The 20,841-nt window shown below is 36.3% G+C and carries 18 protein-coding genes and 3 pseudogenes; 20 read left to right on the top strand and 1 reads right to left on the bottom strand.

Annotation, left to right across the window (positions count from 1 at the left end; genetic code table 11):
- Positions 1–485 precede the first annotated feature (485 nt).
- The 16 genes and pseudogenes from hprK to JEQ21_RS06390 all read left to right on the top strand — a co-directional run bounded on the left by hprK (position 486) and on the right by JEQ21_RS06390 (position 14,223).
- A complete protein-coding gene (gene hprK / locus JEQ21_RS06320) occupies positions 486–1,439 on the top strand; it encodes an HPr(Ser) kinase/phosphatase (protein WP_199364580.1) in 954 nt (317 codons plus the stop codon).
- Positions 1,420–2,202: a prolipoprotein diacylglyceryl transferase gene (lgt, locus tag JEQ21_RS06325; RefSeq protein ID WP_199364581.1), complete on the top strand. Its 783-nt coding sequence runs from the start codon at positions 1,420–1,422 to the stop codon at positions 2,200–2,202. Before hprK ends, lgt begins: the two co-directional genes overlap by 20 nt.
- A 10-nt stretch (positions 2,203–2,212) precedes the next feature.
- Positions 2,213–2,611, top strand: a complete 399-nt coding sequence (locus JEQ21_RS06330) for a DUF948 domain-containing protein (protein ID WP_196967037.1) — start codon at positions 2,213–2,215, stop codon at positions 2,609–2,611.
- A 2-nt stretch (positions 2,612–2,613) separates the two neighbouring features.
- Complete coding sequence (locus JEQ21_RS06335; RefSeq protein ID WP_199364582.1) at positions 2,614–3,111, top strand: YtxH domain-containing protein; 498 nt, start codon at positions 2,614–2,616, stop codon at positions 3,109–3,111.
- Positions 3,112–3,156: 45 nt separating this feature from the next.
- Entirely contained in the window at positions 3,157–4,248 is a 1,092-nt protein-coding gene (locus JEQ21_RS06340) for an NAD(P)/FAD-dependent oxidoreductase (RefSeq protein WP_199364583.1), read from the top strand.
- A gap of 453 nt (positions 4,249–4,701) precedes the next feature.
- Positions 4,702–5,736 (top strand): sugar transferase, encoded by a 1,035-nt coding sequence (locus JEQ21_RS06345; RefSeq protein ID WP_267904631.1) that lies wholly within the window; start codon positions 4,702–4,704, stop codon positions 5,734–5,736.
- Positions 5,737–5,745: 9 nt separating this feature from the next.
- Positions 5,746–5,835, top strand: a pseudogene (locus JEQ21_RS10295) (DUF1972 domain-containing protein); the annotation flags it as partial.
- Between the two features lie 27 nt (positions 5,836–5,862).
- A pseudogene (locus JEQ21_RS09935) lies at positions 5,863–6,465 on the top strand (UDP-galactopyranose mutase); the annotation flags it as partial.
- Between the two features lie 27 nt (positions 6,466–6,492).
- Positions 6,493–7,608: a glycosyltransferase family 1 protein gene (locus JEQ21_RS06355; RefSeq protein ID WP_199364585.1), complete on the top strand. Its 1,116-nt coding sequence runs from the start codon at positions 6,493–6,495 to the stop codon at positions 7,606–7,608.
- Positions 7,609–7,849: 241 nt separating this feature from the next.
- Entirely contained in the window at positions 7,850–8,560 is a 711-nt protein-coding gene (locus tag JEQ21_RS06360) for a CDP-alcohol phosphatidyltransferase family protein (protein WP_199364586.1), read from the top strand.
- A gap of 11 nt (positions 8,561–8,571) precedes the next feature.
- Positions 8,572–9,561 carry a hypothetical protein gene (locus tag JEQ21_RS06365; protein ID WP_199364587.1) on the top strand — a complete coding sequence of 330 codons (990 nt, stop codon included), beginning with the start codon at positions 8,572–8,574 and terminating at the stop codon, positions 9,559–9,561.
- Between the two features lie 4 nt (positions 9,562–9,565).
- The gene (locus JEQ21_RS06370) at positions 9,566–10,624 is read left to right on the top strand and encodes a glycosyltransferase family 4 protein (protein ID WP_199364588.1); all 1,059 of its coding nucleotides are present in this window, start codon (positions 9,566–9,568) and stop codon (positions 10,622–10,624) included.
- 365 nt (positions 10,625–10,989) lie between these two features.
- Entirely contained in the window at positions 10,990–11,385 is a 396-nt protein-coding gene (locus JEQ21_RS06375) for a hypothetical protein (RefSeq protein ID WP_199364589.1), read from the top strand.
- A complete protein-coding gene (locus JEQ21_RS06380; RefSeq protein ID WP_199364590.1) occupies positions 11,375–12,523 on the top strand; it encodes a hypothetical protein in 1,149 nt (382 codons plus the stop codon). The genes JEQ21_RS06375 and JEQ21_RS06380 overlap by 11 nt, the downstream gene beginning before the upstream one ends.
- Positions 12,492–13,199 carry an IspD/TarI family cytidylyltransferase gene (locus JEQ21_RS06385; protein WP_199364591.1) on the top strand — a complete coding sequence of 236 codons (708 nt, stop codon included), beginning with the start codon at positions 12,492–12,494 and terminating at the stop codon, positions 13,197–13,199. Before JEQ21_RS06380 ends, JEQ21_RS06385 begins: the two co-directional genes overlap by 32 nt.
- A 1-nt stretch (position 13,200) precedes the next feature.
- Positions 13,201–14,223, top strand: coding sequence for an alcohol dehydrogenase catalytic domain-containing protein (locus JEQ21_RS06390; RefSeq protein ID WP_199364592.1), 1,023 nt, complete (start codon positions 13,201–13,203; stop codon positions 14,221–14,223).
- Between the two features lie 170 nt (positions 14,224–14,393).
- Here JEQ21_RS06390 and JEQ21_RS10110 read toward each other — a convergent pair.
- Positions 14,394–15,213: pseudogene (locus tag JEQ21_RS10110) on the bottom strand (hypothetical protein).
- 288 nt (positions 15,214–15,501) lie between these two features.
- Between JEQ21_RS10110 and JEQ21_RS06395 the strand changes: the two are divergent.
- From JEQ21_RS06395 to JEQ21_RS06410, 4 genes are all read left to right on the top strand, one after another.
- Complete coding sequence (locus tag JEQ21_RS06395) at positions 15,502–16,530, top strand: glycosyltransferase family 2 protein (RefSeq protein WP_199364593.1); 1,029 nt, start codon at positions 15,502–15,504, stop codon at positions 16,528–16,530.
- Complete coding sequence (locus JEQ21_RS06400) at positions 16,527–17,954, top strand: flippase (protein WP_199364594.1); 1,428 nt, start codon at positions 16,527–16,529, stop codon at positions 17,952–17,954. Before JEQ21_RS06395 ends, JEQ21_RS06400 begins: the two co-directional genes overlap by 4 nt.
- 102 nt (positions 17,955–18,056) lie before the next feature.
- Positions 18,057–19,223, top strand: coding sequence for an AbiH family protein (locus tag JEQ21_RS06405; protein ID WP_199364595.1), 1,167 nt, complete (start codon positions 18,057–18,059; stop codon positions 19,221–19,223).
- Positions 19,224–19,633: 410 nt separating this feature from the next.
- On the top strand, positions 19,634–20,731 hold the full coding sequence (locus tag JEQ21_RS06410) for a hypothetical protein (RefSeq protein WP_199364596.1): 1,098 nt from the start codon (positions 19,634–19,636) through the stop codon (positions 20,729–20,731).
- Positions 20,732–20,841: the final 110 nt, after the last annotated feature.

Genomic DNA, 20,841 nt, shown 5'->3' on the forward strand with positions numbered 1-20,841 from the left:
GATATGCAGGAGTTAAATAAGCTTCTTGGAATTGACTGGACAAAGGGAGTTGTGAAGTTCGAGGAATTAAGAAATTATGCTAGAGGTTCATATACAACACGAAAATAATTAAAAAAGATAGCCAAACTCCTTGTCCCCCAAGGGGTTAGCTATCTTTTGTCTTTTTTAAAGTGATAAACTCGGGACTCTAGCTCGCGTTCTATACGTGCTCTTCCTGTTACTGACAGATGGATGGGCCCTATTTCTTTATATCCTTCTCTCTGCGATCCTGCCTTATAAAGAAGATTTGATTGAATATGATGAAGAAGTGACCTACAGGGATGGTCGTCGCCGCAAGACTGCGGAACCGATTGAGGAAGACGACTGGACATGGTAGGTCAGAAGGTCGAGACTGGGCGCTGCCCAGTCTTTCTTTTTAGGAAAAGGAAAAATTGTCAGAGGGCTTCTGAGATGCTATAATAAGGGAAAGAAAAGAGGAGGTTGCCATGGCTGTCAAAGTAAGAGAAGTGATGGAAAAGGTTCGCCTGGAACATATTTATGGTCCAGAAAAACTGCTGGAAAAACCGATTTTGACAGGGGATATTTCAAGGCCTGGACTGGAAATTACGGGTTATTTTGATTATTATTCCCCAGAACGCATTCAATTGATTGGGATGAAGGAGTGGTCCTATCTGGGTCACATGACAGCTCACAACCGTTACCAAGTTTTGAAGAATATGCTGCGGGATGAGACACCAGTAGTGATTGTAGCACGTGGTTTACGAATTCCGGATGAGCTCTTGATTGTGGCTGAAGAAAACCAGGTGCCTGTTCTGCGCTCGACCACGGCGACCAGTCGCCTATCCGGTGAGTTGTCCAGTTACTTGGATTCCCGACTAGCTGAACGGACCAGTGTCCACGGAGTCCTCATGGATATCTATGGCATGGGTGTGCTGATACAAGGAGATTCTGGTATCGGTAAAAGTGAGACAGCCTTAGAGTTGGTCAAACGGGGCCATCGTCTGGTTGCGGATGATCGGGTAGATATTTATCCGCGGGATGAAATGACCCTCTGGGGGGAGCCAGCTGAGATCCTCCGTCACCTCTTGGAAATCCGGGGTGTGGGGATTATCGATATCATGAGTCTTTACGGGGCTAGCGCGGTCAAAGATTCTTCCCAGGTCCAATTGTCTGTCTACTTGGAAAACTTTGACATCAATAAGCAATTTGATCGCCTGGGAAATAATCCAGAAGAATTTGAGGTAGGAGGCGTTCGCATCCCCCGGATTCGAATTCCCGTTAAAACCGGTCGCAATATCTCGGTGGTCATCGAGGCAGCAGCCATGAACTACCGGGCTAAAGAAATGGGCTATGATGCGACCAAGACCTTTGAGAACCGTTTGACCCAATTGATTGCGAAAAACGAGGAGGAAGAAGCCAATGAATCCCATAGCCATTGAGCTGGGCCCCTTTAGCATTCGCTGGTATGCCATCTTTATCATTAGTGGCTTAGCCCTAGCGGTTCTCTTGTCCATGCGGGAGGCCAAGTACAAAAATTGGGATCCAGACCTGATTTTAGACTTTGTCCTCTGGGGCTTCCCAATTGGAATTATCGGAGCTCGGATCTATTATGTTCTCTTCCAATGGTCTTATTACCAAGAACATCCAGAGGAAATGTTAGCCATCTGGAATGGAGGGATTGCCATTTATGGTGGCCTGATTGCTGGGGGGCTCTTCCTGATTTGGTATGCCCGCCGCAACCTTTTATCCCCTTGGACTTTTTTAGATATCGTAGCGCCAGGGGTTCTGATTGCGCAGTCCCTAGGTCGTTGGGGCAACTTTGCCAACCAAGAAGCCTATGGAGCTGTGGTTGAGAATCTGGACTACCTCCCTCAATTTATTCAGAACCAGATGTTTATCGAAGGCGCCTATCGCCAGCCCACCTTCCTGATGGAATCCATTTGGACGGCCTTGGGCTTCCTTATCCTCATTAGTCTGCGCCACCGCCCTCGATTATTTAAAGAAGGTGAATTAGCCCTCTTTTATCTCATTTGGTACGGAACAGGTCGTTTCTTCATAGAAGGCTTACGGACCGATAGCTTGCTCTTAGGACCCTTGCGCGTGTCGCAAATCCTATCTCTCATCTTGGTAATCCTTGGCTTCAGCCTCTGGATTTACCGCCGCAAAAATAGAAACCTCGCTTGGTATCAAGCAGAAAAGTGAAGGAGTTTGTATGGTAGAAATTGCTTTTAGTCTTGTAGGCTTGGCCCTCGCCGTCTTTTTCGTCTATTTGACTATTTTTATTCATAAATTGGGAAAAACGGTCGATGAAACCAATCGAACGATTAAGTTGCTCACAACGGATGTCAATGTTAGCTTGTATCAGGTGAATGAACTCATGGCCAAGGTCAATGTGCTAACTGATGACGTCTCTGGTAAGATGGAAACCATCAATCCCCTCTTTGTGGCTGTTGCTGACCTGTCTGAGACGGTCTCAGACCTGAACAACTCTGCCCGCAATCTGGGCGACAAAGCTGTTGCTACAGGTGGAGGAGTCAGTTCTGCCCTCAGCCGGACCCTCTTGCGCACAGCCCTTTCGGGACTCGGATCAAAAAAGAAAGCAGGTAACTAACCATGGGTAAATTGTCATCACTTTTATTAGGAGCCGCTACCGGCGCTGCCGCAGCCCTTTTTGTCCAAAGTAAAAAAGGACAAAAAGTCGCACAACAAGCCAAAGATTGGTATGCTGATTATCAGGCTGATCCAGAAGCTACCAAAGAAAAAGTCAGCCAAGCCGCTGCGGATTTGGGACAAAACGTAGCCCAACGCTACGACGAATTCAAGTCAGGTGTCCAATCCGGTGATATCACCGTCCAGTCTGTGATGGACGATGTTAAAGCCTTCTCCGAAAAACAAGTGGAAACCTTGACCGAAAAATTCGGAACCAAGGAAGAAGTTGTAGCCAAGGTCAAAAAAGCTGTGACCCCAGAAGAGGAAATCATCATTGACATGGATGAGGAAGCCGATATCGTTGAGGAAGAAAAACCCCTCAAGACCCTTCCCAAAGTATCTGCAGTGCCAGCAGGTTACTATGAGGAAAAAGAGGCTGAAGCTGAGAAAGAAGAAGAATAAATTGAGGTTTGGCCGCAAGGCCAAACCTTTTTCGGAGGAGAAAGTATGACACGTGTAGCCATCATTGGTGCTGGGATAGTCGGTGCCACCGCAGCCTTTTATCTCAGTCAAGAAGAAGGAGTCGAAGTAACTGTCTATGACCATGGAGTTGGCCAAGCCAGCAAGGCGGCAGCTGGGATCATCAGCCCTTGGTTTTCCCGCCGCCGCAACAAGGCCTGGTACCGCCTGGCTCGCCTCGGAGCGGATTTTTACCCTCGCTTGATGCAGGACTTAGAGCAGGTCGGCCAGCCTAGCCAAGCCTATGAGCAGACCGGTGTTCTTGTTTTGAAGAAAAAAGAAGAGTATCTGGATGAGGTCATGGAGCGTGCTCTGGCTAAAAAGCCCGAGTCACCCCTTATGGGAGAGTTAGAGTTCTGGACACGCGACCAAGTGCAGCAGCGATTCCCAGGACTCGCTGGCTTTGACCGAGCTTTCTGGGCTAGCGGTGGAGCGCGTGTGGATGGTGGCGTCCTAGTGCAAGATTTGCTGCAGGCTGCAGGGCTAGAACCCATCCGCAAAGAAGTCAAACTTAGCTGGGATCAAGGTCAAATCTTGGTTGAGGGCCAAGCCTATGGCAAAATTCTCTTAACCACAGGAGCCTGGCTGGGAAAAGTATTGGAACCTCTGGGGTATCAGGTGGATGTCCGCCCACAAAAGGGTCAAATCCTGGACTACCAACTAGACGAAGTGACAGACACCTATCCCGTGGTCATGCCAGAAGGTGAGGCTGACCTGATTCCCTTCCGGGATGGAAAAGTTAGCCTAGGAGCCAGCCATGAAAATGACATGGGCTTTGACCTGGAGGTCGACCCGCAAGTGCTTCAGGAATTGGTCGACCAAATGCAGGCCTATTACCCACGTGTGACAGGCCTAGAAGCGACCGGAGTCCGCGTCGGCATCCGTGCCTACACCAGTGACTATTCCCCCTTCTTTGGTCCCTTACCAGACCAAGATCATGTCTGGACTGTCAGTGGACTCGGCTCAACCGGTCTCACCATCGGTCCTCTTTTGGGTCGGGAATTGGCCCTCGGAATTCTTGGAAAAACAGGTGATTTAGACCCAGCAGATTACCCCGTTAGCCGGTATGTAAACCGCTAAGATCATTGTTTCAAAAGGCTCATTTACAGGGCCTTTTTTCTTTAGTTCCCACGACAAACGCATGAGAGATTTTTAGCGAGAAAATAGAGTTTTCTGTATTTCAATGTTCAGGATTTTGACAATAAAAAATAATCCTTTTTGGAATCTTCTATAGGAGAATCGCTAAAGTTACTAAATTTAAACTGTGTTATAATTCGGAAATTACTGTTTCATGCGTTTGTCGTGTTTAGTTCCACACGGGGTAGAAATAATCACTTAATTTATGGTATAATTGGATGGTTATAGACACGTTTTCATACTCATTTCCTTTCAAATTCTTGTGAAGCCAAGCTTTTTCGGTGACCGTCCATTCAACCGTCATCGGATTTCTAAGTTCCTTAGTTGAAAGGTTCGAGTATACCGATATTGAGATTTGTTAAGTATAAGTTACAGAAAATTATGATAGGAGTTACTATGAGTGCAGACAAGTTAGATCAGGATCCTGACTGGTTGTCCGCTGTCCTTGCCACCTCTGAAACAATCGGACCAAAATCCATCTTATTAATCAGCCAATCTGACCGTTTTGAGATGCTGAAACAGGCTTTGGACAAGGCTAACTACACACTGAATGGTTGTTATTTCCTCGACCAACCTAAGGGAGATTTAGATCAGGGGCAACTCAGTCCCACCAACTTGATAGAATTCGCTCTGAGAGCTACTATTGATGAAGTGCTTATCTTTCTTCCAGAAGAAGAAGCGGACGTCACCTCATGGATTGAGAGCTTTGAATCCATGGGGATGACGGTCCATGCCGCTATACCAGGCTACACTTATCCAGAGGGACCCAGACGGGAAGTCAGCATTGCAGGAATCCCTGTCACAACCTATGCCCCTACTTTTCATCAGACCAGCCATTTAGTACTCAAGCGCCTCATGGACATTGCGGGTGCCTTGGTCGGACTCCTTATTTGTGGCCTAGTAGGTGTCGTACTCTATCCCCTTATCCGCCGAGATGGTGGCCCAGCCATTTTCGCCCAAGACCGCGTTGGTCGCAATGGCCGGATCTTTAAATTTTATAAATACCGTTCCATGTATATGGATGCGGAAGAAAGAAAAAAAGAACTCATGGCCCACAACACCATGGAGGGTGGCATGTTCAAAATGGACAATGATCCCCGCATCACCCCCATCGGGAAATTTATCCGCAAGACCAGCTTGGACGAGCTACCACAGTTTTATAATGTCTTGCGAGGGGACATGAGCCTCGTCGGCACACGCCCACCAACCAAACAGGAGTTTTTAGATTACACCCCCGCCCACAAACGTCGTCTGAGCTTTAAACCTGGCATTACAGGACTCTGGCAAGTCAGCGGCCGTAGTGAAATCACCAACTTTGAAGATGTAGTTGCACTGGATGTGGAGTATATCCAAGATTGGAAAATTACGGATGATATAAAGATATTGTTGAGGACAGTCAAAGTTGTGTTCTTTGGGGATGGAGCGAAGTAGAGAGAAGACATGAAAAGAAGCGTATATATTATTGGTTCCAAAGGGATTCCTGCTAAATATGGAGGGTTTGAAACCTTTGTTGAAAAGTTTATCAAATCCTATACTGAAAAGTAATGAGAGAGGCTAACAACAGAATTGCCTGGGTTTATTGTTCGTCATTTATGAGTTCGGTTGACCTCTGATAAAATTTAATTCAATGATAACTATTAAGGAATTTCTTTTGATGGATATACTCAAATCGTTGTGAAGATCCTGGATCGTGAGAAAATTGAGATAGGGACAGGAATTGATAACTTCAATAATAAATAAGAGTATCTAAAAACGTTATCCGAAGATCGTGTCTATAGGCATGATTGATGTATTCTTGGATTATGAACTGGGTGAGTTGGAGTACCGTAGTTTACGATTTGAATCTGAGGTACTTGATATGGAAAATTACAAGGAAATATGGTTGTCAACTATACTGATATAGAAATACCATTTGATCGTATAATTAAATATAAACATTTGGAATCTGGTGCCCAATCTAAAACGGCTATTACTAGCGAATACTCTAATATCTGAAAAAAAGGAGATGAGTCTTATTATCTAGTAAATAGTGATTGGAATAACCGATTGAATAAGGCGTATAAAGAACTCGCTTAAAAACAAGAAAATGTTATTTTTGGCGGTTAACTGGGACAATGTCGATATTATGATTTGCACCTGGTTATTGCAGTGACATTATAGTGTGTAGGTAAGGAGTTGAGATAGATAATGGTTGTGCGTGTAGGTGTTGTTATTGGAAAAATGATTGGTGGCGGGGTTGAATCGGTAGTTATGAATTATTATCGACATATAGATCGTTCACAAATTCAATTTGATTTTATTTGTGATGAGGATTCTACCGATATTCCACGAAAAGAGATTGAGGATTTAGGTGGACAAGTTATCCTTGTTCCTCCTTATCAAAAAATTGGATCTTACAGTAAAGAACTTTATCGAATTTTTAAAGAAAATAAATATAAAATTGTTCATTCTCATATAAATACCTTGTCTGTATTTCCTTTGTCAGTAGCAAAGCTTGCTAGAGTTCCTATTCGTATAGCGCATAGTCATTCTACGACAAATAATTCAGAGATGTTAAAAAATTTACTAAAGTTAATACTTCGTCCCACAGCCAAATGGTCTGCAAATGAATATTTCACATGTTCAATTTTGGCAGGAAAATGGCTCTTTGGAGAATCAACTTATGATTCAGGAAATGTTTTTCTGATGAACAATGCAATTGATGTTGAAAAATTTAAATTCAATGCTAATCAACGTGCAGAAAAGCGTAAAGAATTAGATATAGGTGAAAATACACTAGTAATAGGACATATTGGTCGATTTGTGGAGCAAAAAAATCATAAATTTTTGTTAGAAATTTTTGCTGAACTTATTAAATTGAAACCAGATGCAATATTGATTTTAGCAGGACAAGGTCCTCTTGAAAATGATATATGTAAAAAAATCAAGTCGTTAGGTATTGAATCATCAGTAAAACTTTTGGGACAAGTTTCAGATGTTACTTTTTTATATCAGACCATTGATGTATTTCTTCTTCCATCACTATACGAAGGTTTGCCAGTAGTTGGAGTTGAATCTCAAGCTTCTGGAGTATTAACCGTATTGTCCACTGCAATTACAGAAGAAACAAAGATTATAGATTCGACTTTTTTCATGAGTCTTGAAGAAAGTCCAGAGATTTGGGCAAACCAAATATATAAAAGTGTGAATGGAATTTATCGAAAAGACGTATCAGAAGAAGTGCGTGATAACCATTTTGACATTAAATATGAAGCAAACCTCTTAACAGAAAAATATCTATCGTTGCTAGGAAAAATAGATTAAAGCATGGTTTAAATTATGGTACTTAGATTAGTGTTTAAATTTTTGTCAAAAATGAAAATATATTACTGTATGTAAGTAAAGAGTGAGGTCTACCGGTTTTTACTATGTAGACTGTATTTTAATTAGAGTATGATGATCGTTATTATATCCAAAAATTTTGGTAATTAATAGATTGTAGTAAAATTAATCTTTCGATATCTGGATTGTTAGTTATAGTTGATTATAGATTGGGAGTAGTTACGTGAATTTCTTTAAAAAATATCAAGATCTCAAAAATAAAACGATGTCACCTGCAAAAAGAGCACAAGCAAAAAATGATTTCTTTGCTTTCTATGTGGGGCGACCAATTTCATATTGGTTAACTTTACCATTTTTAAATACTTCTATTACCCCCAATCAAGTTTCATATTTATCCATTATTCCACTTCTTTGTGCTAGCTTTATAATGAGTACTCGAATTGATACTTTTGCTCTATTAATATCTTGGTTTTCATTTTTCTTTTGGAATCTGATGGACGGAGTAGATGGAAATTTAGCCCGTTATCGCCAACAGTATTCTAAAGATGGGAGCGTAGTTGATGCTATGATAGGCTATGCTGCAATGTTTTTAACATTTTTTTCGGTTGGAATTGCAGCTTCAAACATTACTCAACAAAGTTTTTACATTATTCTAGGGGCTTTATCTGGAGTATTTCAGTTATTTCCGAGACTGGTCATGCATAAATATATAAATACAGTTGGAGAAGATGCCTCCTCGTCGGAGGTGAAACAAAAGGCAGATTATAGTCCAATTAAGATATTTGCCTTAAATCTAACTTCAATTACTGGATTACCACAAGTCTTTTTGTTGATTTCCATTTGTCTTAATTTGATACCTCACTATACTATTTTTTACTTTGTGATTAATTACTTAATGATGTTGATGTCTTTATACACGTTATTTAAAAATTAGTTGGTATTGCAATGAAACAAGAAACATTATTTATATTATCAGGGCGTGAAGATACACGAACTATTTTTAAAGAGTTGGAATCCGATTCAAGGATAAAAATTTTATACGGAGAAACAATTTTAGACCAAAAGTCGATAATCTATACATTAATGAGAGTTCATTATTCTTATAAAATTTACCAGAGGATAAAACTACCTTTTAAGGGAATGTGGAAAAAGTTTTTATCGCTGAATCAGATAAACTTTGACATAAATACCCGATATAAAATTTTGTTTACGAACAATTCTTTGTTTATGACAGAACTTACCAATCTACTGAAATTAAAAAAACAATATCATGTAGATTTTTACTTATACCTAGTTGACAGTATGGGGAAACGTGATACATATAAGGTTCAATCTTACATTGATTCTGATATCTTTACAGAAATAATTTCTTTTGATGAAAAAGATTCAAAACAATATGGATTTAAGTACTTCCCTCATCCGATTCCATATGTCAAACCAAGAAAAAGTGCTATTCAGCAAGATATTTATTTTTTGGGTGTTGCAAAAGGGAGGAGTAAACATTTAATTGAATTATCTAATTTCTTTAAATCGAATGGTGTTACACAAAAGTTGTTGGTAGCAAGTTCAAACGGTAAAGAGAAATTGGAATTGAAACAGCATGATTTATACTCAGAAAATATTACATATCGAGAAAATATTCAAAATGTTTCTGAATCAAATGTAGTATTAGAAGTAGTGCAAGAGAATCAATACGGTCCGACGCTTAGGTATTATGAGTCAGTAATTTATAATAAAAAATTACTGACTAATAATACCAATATTAGAACTTTCCCATTCTACAATGAAAAATATATGAAAATTTTTAACACTGTTTCTGATATTGATTTAGAATGGTTAACAAAAAAAGGAGAGATAGACTATGGATATAGTGGTGAGTATAGTGCAAAATCCTTTGTTGAATTTATACTAAAATTGATGAATGAAGAAAGATAATAAGATGGAAATTACTTTTTGCCTACCAGGTATGAGCAGAAAACCCGTTGGTGGCTTTAAAATTGTTTTCGAGTTTGCTAATCGTCTCGTAGAGAGAGGACATCAAGTAAATCTAGTCTTTATGGTAGATTCCAGTTTTTCGAATATTCCTTTTAATCTCTATTTTAAAGATAAATTTGGAAAGATTTTATCACCGTGGTTTCCACAGTGGTTTAAACTGAATCCCAAAGTAAAGAAAATAGTCACGGCATATAGGGATGGAAGAGCATTTCCAGATGCAGATTTTGTATTTGCAACAGCAGTGGAGACAGCAAAGTTGGTTAAAAATCTTCCAACAAGATGTGGTGAAAAACTATATTTAATTCAAGATTTTGAAAACTGGAAGTACTCAGATGATGAAGTTATTGATACATACAAATTTGGTATGAAAAACATAGTAATATCAAAATGGTTGTTGAACGTTGTAAAAGAGTATGATGAAGAAGTTTCTCTTATTTCAAATGCCATAGATGTAGAATCTTTTTATGTTAGTCAACCAATTGAAATGCGTGATAAATTTCAGATTGCAATGCTATATCATACAAAGGCGCACAAAGGAGTTCCAATTGCTATGGATGCTATTAGGAAAGTTAAAGCAACTTATCCTAAACTTCACTTAAATTTATTTGGAGCATATGAAAGACCTAGTTTCTATGATTCAAAGTGGATGACTTACACTCAACACGCTAGCCCGGAGCAATTGCATAAAATTTATAACATGAGCTCTATTTTTATTTGTGCAAGTGTCAAAGAGGGATTTGGCTTGACAGGTGCGGAGAGTCTTGCTTGTGGCTGTGCTTTGGCATCAACTTCTTATGAAGGAGTTTTTGATTATGCTGAGGATGGAAAGACTGCACTTTTATCACCTATTAATGATTCAGATGCTTTGGCTGAAAATATAATTCATTTAATTGAAGATGATCAGTTAAGATATAGTTTAGGAATGAATGGGAGTCAGAAGCTCAAAGCTTTTTCATGGGATGAAAATGTCACTAGGTTAGAGATGATTTTACAGAATGGATAGTAATTTATATGAATTAATAATCAACAAAAAAAGTGCACGAACGGCTTCATTAATTCATGATTTGATTACTTTTAGAGAATTTGGAGAAATTAGCCAATCAGAAATAGACCATTTTGATATATATAACAAAGTAATTGTTCACCATCTTTCCATGAAGAGATGTCTTAAGGAGGCTGGGTTATCTGTTGATAAGATAATTAACATGGAAATTTTTAATTATGGGCACCTCGAAAAACTCCGGTTTTGCATCAAATCATGTCGTAGAAATTTTGATAAATCAATGTTCGAATTTTTAAGAGTTTAGTTTTTAGAGGTGCCCTTATCTGATAAAAAGTAAATCCCGAAAACGAAGTAATGTTGAATGTTTGACAACGATTGCTGGAAACTTAGATCTAAAAACAAGTTCATGTATTTATGAGATGACTCGGAACAATCGCAAATTAATCGTAAATCTTCATAGCATGGGTACTGTAGAGTCTAAGTTTACCGAAAACATTCAATATCATGGTAGTTTTTCTCCAGAGGATTTAATAGAAAAAATAGAGGGGAAATTTGCTTTGGTTTGGTATGGTGGTATAGCTGAGTGTAGCGGTAAAATGGGAAAACACTTAAAATATAATCCCCCCCAAAAGACTTCATTTGAAAAATGTGAGAAAATGTTCCAAAATATTCGAAGATTATCTAATAATTTGAAAACCGAACATTTTACACAAAAATTAATACAAATAAGCTTTGATGACAGGAGTGAAGATGAAAGTTAATCGATATAATTTTATTTTTAATTTGACTTTTATATTAGGTATAGTATTTACTTTTTTGACTTATGTAAATATCCAAATTGATTTTAATTTAAATTTTATTGTTTTTGCATTTTTAATCCCAAGTCTTTTTTTAATGAATATTTATGAATATGGACTTTCTCTTCAAAAATTGTTCCAAATTTTATTATTGATTTTTGTTTTTTTCCTATCAATTTTTTTGACAAGACAATTTACAGTTCAACTTTTTCAAGTTCTTTGTTTGATAAGTTTATCTATCCTTTCAAGTGAAAAAAATGAATCTCTTGTAAAAATCTCACTAATTGTTAAAGTATTGTTCTTGTTATCAATTCTTTTTTTAAATTATATAGGCGTTTTACAAGATGTAGTTCTTCTTCGTGATTCATCAATAAGGCATTCTTTTGGTTTTGCACACCCAAATTCACTTGGAGCCGTTTTTTTAAGTATTATATTTGATTTTTCTCTAATCTACTCTAATAAACAATGGAATGTGATCAGTCGAACATTGACAGTTGCTTTCCTTGGAGCCTTGATATATGCCGTAGATACTACAGTAAATTCCCGTACAACGACATTAATGGCTATTTTGATCCTTGTTTTAATAGTTTTTAAAGAAAAATTTAGAAGGCTACAAGTTTCTCGAAATATTTTAACTATTCTAATACTAGGAATTACATTTTTAGGTGTTTACTTACCCATAAATTATAACAATGGAAATAGTTTTTTTGTTTACCTAGATACACTCTTTACAAATCGGTTGAATTATGCAAATATATACTACCAAAATTTTGGGATTGGTTGGTTACCGCGAAGTTCATATAAGCTTACCCTGTATCAAAGTTTAGTTATAAATATGGAAAATTTTTACATAAACCTTTTGATTTTTCAAGGAATTATAATTTTCTTTATTTTTTTAATTTTTGTATTGATAGAAGCAAGAAAATTCAGGTTTTCTTTTTATAATGCAGGATTAATTGTACTTGCTATGCTCACGGGTCTTTTTGAAGTTCACGGATTAAGTGTATTTTTTTGCTCGGTTTTGATGTTTAAAAACACTTACTTAAATTATGAATATGAAGGAGAAATTGATGATATACGCAGGAATTTTAGCAGGCGGTAAGGGTACTAGAATGGGTGTCCAGGACCTGCCAAAGCAGTTTTTAGATTTGGGAAATCGACCTATTTTGATTCATACAATTGAAAAATTTCTTCTTGTTAATGAAATTGAAGAGGTAGTGGTAGGAGTTCATCCTGACTGGGTAACTTATGCTGAAGATTTGATTAATAAGTATTTAGATGGATCGAAAGATCGGATTCGCATTGTACCAGGAGGTGCTGATCGAAATATGACGATTGAGCAGATTATTCGGGCAATTGAATCAGTACATAGTTTGACTGAGGATGATGTGATCATTACGCATGATTCTGTACGGCCTTTTATTTCATTTCGCTCTATTCAAGAGAATATTACAAAAATCGAAACTTCTGATGCGGTTGATACGGTAGTTGAAGCGACAGATACGATTGTTCAGAGCATGGATAAGGAAATAATTAGCCAGATTCCTGAGAGACAGTATCTTTATCAAGGTCAGACCCCTCAGACTTTTCGAATGAAGTCTTTCTTAAGTCTATATGAAGAATTGACAAATTCTGAGAGAGAACAACTAACTGATGCATGTAAGATTTTTGTATTAAAAGGAAAAAAGGTGTCCTTGGCACAAGGGGATTATTCCAATATAAAAATTACAACAGTTGTTGATTTAAAGATTGCGCGTAGTATGATTGAGGATAATTAGTATGTTGAATCAAGTTTATCAATTGGTCAAACCTAAGCAGATTTCAATTAGATATGAAGAGTTATCGACGAATCAAGCTGGGAAGGTGCTTGTTAAACCTAATTATCTTGCAATTTGCCATGCAGACCAACGTTACTATCAAGGTCGCAGAGATCCAGAAATTTTGAAAAAAAAAATGCCTATGGCACCAATTCATGAGGCTTGTGGAATTGTAGTTGCAGATCCATCTGGTACCTATACTGTTGGTCAAACTGTTGCAATGATTCCAAACCAACCACCTTGTGAAAGCGATGAGATTTTTTATGAAAATTATCGAGAAGGTACATACTTTCTATCAAGTGGTTTTGATGGGTTTATGCAAGAAGTGGTATCCTTGCCTCTCGACCGTATTGTTCCCTATTATAATGTGCCCAATGAGATAGCGTCCTTATCAGAATTTACCAGTGTGGCTGTTCATGCAATTAATCGTTTTGATCAGATTGCTCATTCTGTTCGTGAAGATATACTCATTGTGGCAGATGGAAGTTTGGCATTTCTTGTAGCTAATGTGCTTCATTTTTTGTTCCCAGATTCGCGCATTACTGTAGTGGGACGCAATCCAGAAAAATTAAGTCTGTTTAATTTTGTGCACGCTACTTATTTGACTAATGAACTGCCAGAAAATCTTAAATTTGATCACGCATTCGAGTGTGCTGGTGGTCAGGGAAGTGAACCGGCGATTAATCACATTATAGATCGCATTAAACCTCAAGGAACAATCATTTTAATGGGGGTAAGCGATTATAAAGTAGCTATCAATACTAGAGATGTATTGGAAAAAGGTTTAACGATAGTTGGATCATCTCGTTCCGGGAGAGCTGATTTTATAACTGCCGTTGAAATTCTGGGTGATAAAAAAATACAAGACCGTTTACGATATATAATTTCTGTAGAGGAACCAGTTCGTTCTGTTGAAGATATCCATCGTATATTTGCTAAGGATTTGATAACACCGTTTAAGACCGTTTTTAAATGGGAGTGTTAATTAAGTGAATGAAGATCTTTTAGATTAAGTGGAGTGACTTAGGTGAAACTTTGGCCTTAAGGTCTCTATCATTACATTAATTGATGTTTGAAAAAATACGAGTCAATGATTTGTTGCTTATTCAAATTTAGGACGCATTTAAAAGAAGATTTTCTACCTAATTTTTAAGATTAAGTTAGGTTAAAACCGTATTGTTGTGCGTATCGTATGCCACCTTTGGCAGACAATGTCTTATCTGGATTCTTGATTTTAGATAATTTTTCAAGTTAGGATTGTAGCTTTTTTTCTTTAGTAGAACCTGGTAAATGGCTAACAATAGTTTGCGATAGATAGTAATTAGAGCTTTTCCATTCCTTCTTTACAGTACATTCGTTAATTAGACGGATCTAAACCTGCCGAAGAACAGAGCTTTCCGGGAGTATCAAAGATTGTCATATCAACGTCAATTTCATATCTACGTCGATTTCAGATATGACTCTGAGAGCAGATAATTTTTTTGAAGTCAGTCACTGTTTGAATGAGTTTTACATGTTCTTCATATTCTTGTCCAACTTCAAGTATCATCAGTTCTAAATCTTCTTTACATTTGATATCGATTTTTTGTACTAACTTGAAGTTGGGGTGGTTTCATGATAGCGAATGAAGTTACGTAGTTGTCTGATTTTAAAACGAGGAATAAAGCTAGAAGCAACGAGATCGTGCATAAAAAGGTCGGAAATCCATTGCGCATCTTTTCTTTCTAGATATGGCTTAAGCATATTTTGGGTGAGCCAAGCAAATATTAAAGTTTTCTTCTAGAATTTTGAAAAAGGGAATACCAGTAGATTCCATACAGACATCGGGGCAAGAATAGTATTCCAACCAGTCATGTTGCTGAATGAGACCATATGTAAAAGTTGAGAAACGTTTACGTTTACGATGGTAGCTAGGAAGTCCCTGTTTGTCGGTGATGGCAAAAACGTCTATGACAAAGTTTTTATGTACACCAATGCAACGACAATTTTTAACATGTGGGGACTCTCCTCACCAAAATAGATAAGAATCTATCTCTTTGACGGCACTTCCTTTTCACAAACGAGTCTTTTTCTAATTATATGTTTACGTGCTCAAAGTCACAATTAGTTATGCTTGATGAAAGAGCTATACTTATAAAAATTCGTGGTAGCGGTATACCATTCATTTATTCACCTCATCCTGATTTGTAGTAGTGATAGTTCCCTCATTTTAATTATAGTGTAGAAACTGAGAGTATGACACATTTTCATTTTGTGTTGTGCATTGAGTAAAACGAAAGGAATGGTTATAAAAATGTGTAAGTTCTCGGTTATTGTACCGATATACAATGTTGAGGATTATATTGAAGACTGCGTCAATTCTGTATTGATGCAGTCTTATGATAATTTTGAATTAATCTTAGTGAATGACGCCTCACCTGATAGTTCACTAGCGATTATCCAAGAGAAATTTCAGAATCACCCCAATGTTCAAATTATTGATAAGCAAGAAAATGAAGGTGTTGCGTTAGCAAGATCAACGGGATTATCTTATGCAATTGGTGAGTACGTAATTTATCTGGATGGTGATGATTTGCTAGTCCAAAATGCACTGGAAGTTTTGGATAGAAAAATTACAGCTACAGAAGCAGAAGTTGTCATTTTCCCTAAGATTCGGGAACGTAAGGGGGAAAAGTTTGTTGCCTCCTATTTTGAAGAAGATGAATTATTTGTGACTGACAAAACTAGGTTGTATGAAGGTTTTTTACGCTATGGTTATTTTGCTATTGGATATTCAGCTATTCGTCGAGATCTGGCTTTAAAATATGACATGGCTAGAGAATTGTCTTCAATATGGTTAGGTGAAGATTTGATTCAAAGTTTACCAATATTAACTTTTGCGAAGAGTGTTTTGTATATTACTGAAGGTCTCTATATTATGACCTATAATCCAGATTCTGTTACTAGAATAAAGAATTTAAAAATGGATCGGTATTTGCAAGCCAGTGCAACACATAATTATATTGCTGATTTTATGAAGAAATGGAATATAGATTCTTTAAATGAAGTATTTCAAGAACATGTTATGAGAGATGCAATTGTATATGCATGTGATGGTATTTGGAGCACGAATTCACTAAGCGATGGTACAGAATATCTAAAAACAATTGGGACGGATGTTCGTTTTCTTCAGGCCTATGAAAATGGTTATCCCAAAAAGAAATCTTCGAAATTATTAGCTTTTTTGCTCAAAAATCAGTTATGGAAACTTTCTTATATCGCGATTAAAATAAAAGGTTGGAGGGTAAAATGAAAGTTATTAAGAATTTTATCTATAATTTTCTTTATAAGATATTAACGATTATTTTGCCTTTAATTACAGTTCCTTATGTAACGAGGATCTTTAGTCCAGATATAATGGGGGGTTATAATTATACAGCTTCCATTACTGCTTATTTCACCATGTTCGGTATGCTTGGGATTATAACCTATGGTAGTAATCAAATTGCAAAAGTTAGCCATAGGAGTAAAGAAGAAATTTCTCATACTTTTTCTTCAATTTATTACTTCCAGCTCTTAACCACTAGTATCTCTTTGTTGACTTACCTTGTCTATATTTTTATTTTTCCAGGACAGTTTCAAACCTATTTTATCATGCAAATTTTGACAGTTGTTGCGAGCATGATAGATATTAGTTGGCTATTTCAAGGTGTAGAGGATTTTAAAAATATTGTTATTCGAAACACTATTATCAAATTGTTAAGTGTTTTGTGTATTTTTATCTTTATTAAAGAACCATCAGATATTTATTTGTATGTCTTTGTTCTTAGCATTTCTGCATTGATTTCCCAGTTAATTATGTGGCTGAATGTTAGAAAATATGTCGATTTGGTTAAGATTCCTGGCCATGAAATTCTGGCTCACTTTAGACCAACCATCGCATTTTTCTTACCCCAAATTTCAATTTCTATCTACAACACTTTGGATAGAATCCTTCTTGGAAGTTTGGGGAGTATTGCAGATGTTGGACTTTACACACAGGCTATCAATATTAATGCAATCTTAATCAATGTCGTTGCAACACTGAGTGCCGTCTTGTTACCAAGAATGACGAATTTACATGCTCAAGGGAAAAAGGAAGAAGTGAAGCGTGTCATGACGCTCTCCATGCTCTTTAATAGCTTGATTACTTTCCCTATTGTTATTGGTATGTTATTGGTTAGTCAAGAATTTGTTCGGTTATTTTTTGGGTCTAGTTATTCCGAAGCTTACATAGCTATTAATATCATTGTATTTGCACTGGTTCCAATTGCTTTCTCTGAAATTGTTGGTAGACAAACACTCATTCCAACCGATAATGTAAAGTATTTTACTGTATCGGTATTTACAGGAGCCATTATTAGTGTTCTACTTAATAGTGTATTGATACCCAATTTTGGATATCGAGGAGCAGGTGTAACAATGGTTATTGTTGAAACAATCGTCTGTGCTCTAATGACTTATTTTGCTCGTAATTACTTAGATTTAAAGCAACTTTCAATAATTGCTATCAAACCTCTTGTTTGTAGTATTGTAACAGGATTGAGTGTCTATTTCATATTTCAATTTATCACAATTAAAAGTGATTTTATGAGCATCGCTATGAAAGTAGTAGTTTTCGGGGTGATTTATGGAGTGTTGTTGGTTCTGACTAGGACGATTACGAAGAAGGAGTTTGGGGTGTTGCGAGGGAGATAGAGTGTGAAGTGTCTTGAAATCAAAATGAAGTTTAGTTAAGAAATGTGTTTTTTTGATTGATTGGTTGGTAAATCACTAGAATAAATTTTGTTGGGGTAGAGAATGAATAATACTTTAAGAATTGTTTATTTAATCGGAAATGGATTTGATATTCAGGTGTTTAACTATTTGAATAAGCCGGTTAATACTTCCTATCGTGATTTTTTCAATTTTATTAACTGGAAATATTCTAAAGAAATTGAATCAAACATTATTGTTAGGAGGATGTCGGAAAAGAGAAATAATGGTGTTAAGGGTTGGTCTGATTTTGAATCAGTATTGGGCTTAATGTTAAAAGAGGAGTTTGAAATGGCTGGACCAGGTATTAATGTAGCTCATTACAACGAAGCTTTGTCACGTCTTCAGTTTTATTTCTCTGATTTTTTAAATACAATTGTCTCAACTGACATACTAGAAGCTGTAAATGATTTAAGTAAAGAGGTAGATCATAACCTGTCAAATGGTTTCAGGGAAAGTCTCCCTTTAAGCACATTAGGTTATTTTTTACAAGACTTGACACCAGAAGAAAGGGAAAGCATGAAGTGTAGGGAAAAAATTAATCATCATATTGAAATTGATTATACATTCTTAAATTTTAATTACACTGCATTGTTTGATAACTATATTACATTAGATAAATTTAACTTTGATCCTCGCGTATATATAAACTCTGAAAATAATTTTCATTTTCAAAAGCCTAGAAGAGAGAATCGAAAAGATCCAGTATTTACTAAAATCAAAACTAGAATTTTTCATCCGCATGGATTTCAACATACTCCAAGATCCATGTTATTTGGATTTGACAATATTCAACAAGTTGATGAAAGTATTACTGAGGTTACATATGGAAGCAAGGCGGTACCAGATTTTGCCAAACCTTTCTTAAAACCTTACTGGGCTGAAAATGAAAAATATTACGAGAACTATCTTTCTGCTGCGGATCTATTTGTTGTTTTCGGTCACTCTATAGGTGAAACAGATGCGTACTGGTGGAAACGTATAATGAAAAATCTTAATGAGGAAAAATCTGAACTCATTATATATAATTATGCAATTAATGATACACAATCTGAAAAAGAACAAGTTAGGGACAAATTTTTAAGGAATACAAATGTGGAACCGAGTCAAGTAGGGGATAGTGTTAAGGAGAGGATCTTTGTTGTTAATATTAATGATGAGAGAGAAAGATTTGCTTTTCAGATTGACAAAGAGAAATTGAAAAAATTATAAGGTATCCGTTGTGTTAGCTGAGTTAAGCTTAAGCAAGTGAATATTTTAGACAGAAACAATTCTTTACCTGGCTTTGGTGATGCAATAAGGAACAAGTTATTAGGATTGTCTCTCCTTTAAATTTTAAAGCGGAGAGATTCCTGCATCTTAAAATCTCAATCGCGGCTTGTTTCAGACTTGAAAATACCTTTTCAATAGGCTATACATACAATAGGCCAAATTTATCATCTAAGGTTTTGAGTAATTACTCGTATTCTCTTAATTAAGTTATTGATCTGATTTCACATCGTAGTGAGCTCTCGGTCAATGATCAAGTTATATATCCTCTATCGATATGCAATAGACGATCGAGAATGCGGTGATAATTTATTAATTACCAAGAAATAAGAAAGATTGGAGTTATTATCATAATGATTAAATCAACCTGTGAACTTAGAAAGTATTTTCATACTTTATTTATTATTTCTTTAATCCTGGTTACATTATTTTTTCGTTTTTGTATGAATAAAATGATGGATAATTGGTTTGAATTAATTGTCTTTGTGTCAGTTTTTGTTATTTCTAAATTTTTAATTTACTGTCACCAAAAAGAAACAAACAAAACTAAATTAAGGAATTCTTTTCTTGCTTTATATTTTATTACATTTATTTTTTTAGAGTTGCTTTTAATGATATTGATTCTATTGATATTAGGTACCTCAATGGATAGCACTGATATTATCAATATAATAATATTTTGTATTAGTGTGGTTTTGTTATCTTTTTATGAAGATTGGAGACTAATGAATAAAGATGATTCTGAGGTAATGTCAGAATTACTATTTTTTTGTACCTTCTTTGTGTTTTTTTTGATTTTTACGTTTCTAAGTCCAGAATACTCAACTCAAATTTCGGTATTTATTTCATTAATGGCCTTTCTTCTAACTCCAGAGTCACTTGAACATTTAGTAGATGTAAGGATTAAGGGGACTTCGATGATCTTGTTAACGCAGATTAAAGTTGGACTTTATTATATAATTTTACTTAATTATATTTTAAGCAACTTTATTAGTGTTCCTACTAATTGTCCAATATTACTAAAACCTATTGAAAAATTTAATCAAGTGATGTTAACCGGAGCTTACAGATTTATTATAGCGTCCATCATTACTCTTGCTGCATATCTTATATATATGTGTTTGTTAAAAAAGAGAGTGCAGAAATACTTAGGGGTGTCAGAATATTTGAGTCAGATTAATGGCAAATGGAAGGTTGGTAGTAGAACTTCTCCTTTATTTATATTGACTATTGATGGCAATAAGGTGACTTATAATACTGAGTTTATTTCAAGTATGTCAGGCTATGCTATTTTCTTAAAAAATGATTTTATGAGACTTACCGATAAAGGACATGTTTTAAATGCTGATGACAAAGTAATTGGAACTTTTAGTATAAGAGATGATAATCAATCTTTAGTATTTTATTTTGATAATAATGAGTTTTATAAATTGATTCGTCAGGAAGCTTGAGTAATGCTGCTTAAAAATGTTTGATGCGCTTTTCCAAGAAGTCGAGCAACGTCTCGGTGAGACTGACCTTGTTTTAGCCATCTTTCGATATTTCCCTCTCGCATTCCTTT

The sequence above is a fragment of the Streptococcus sp. 121 genome, assembly GCF_016458205.1.
Lineage (GTDB): Bacteria > Bacillota > Bacilli > Lactobacillales > Streptococcaceae > Streptococcus.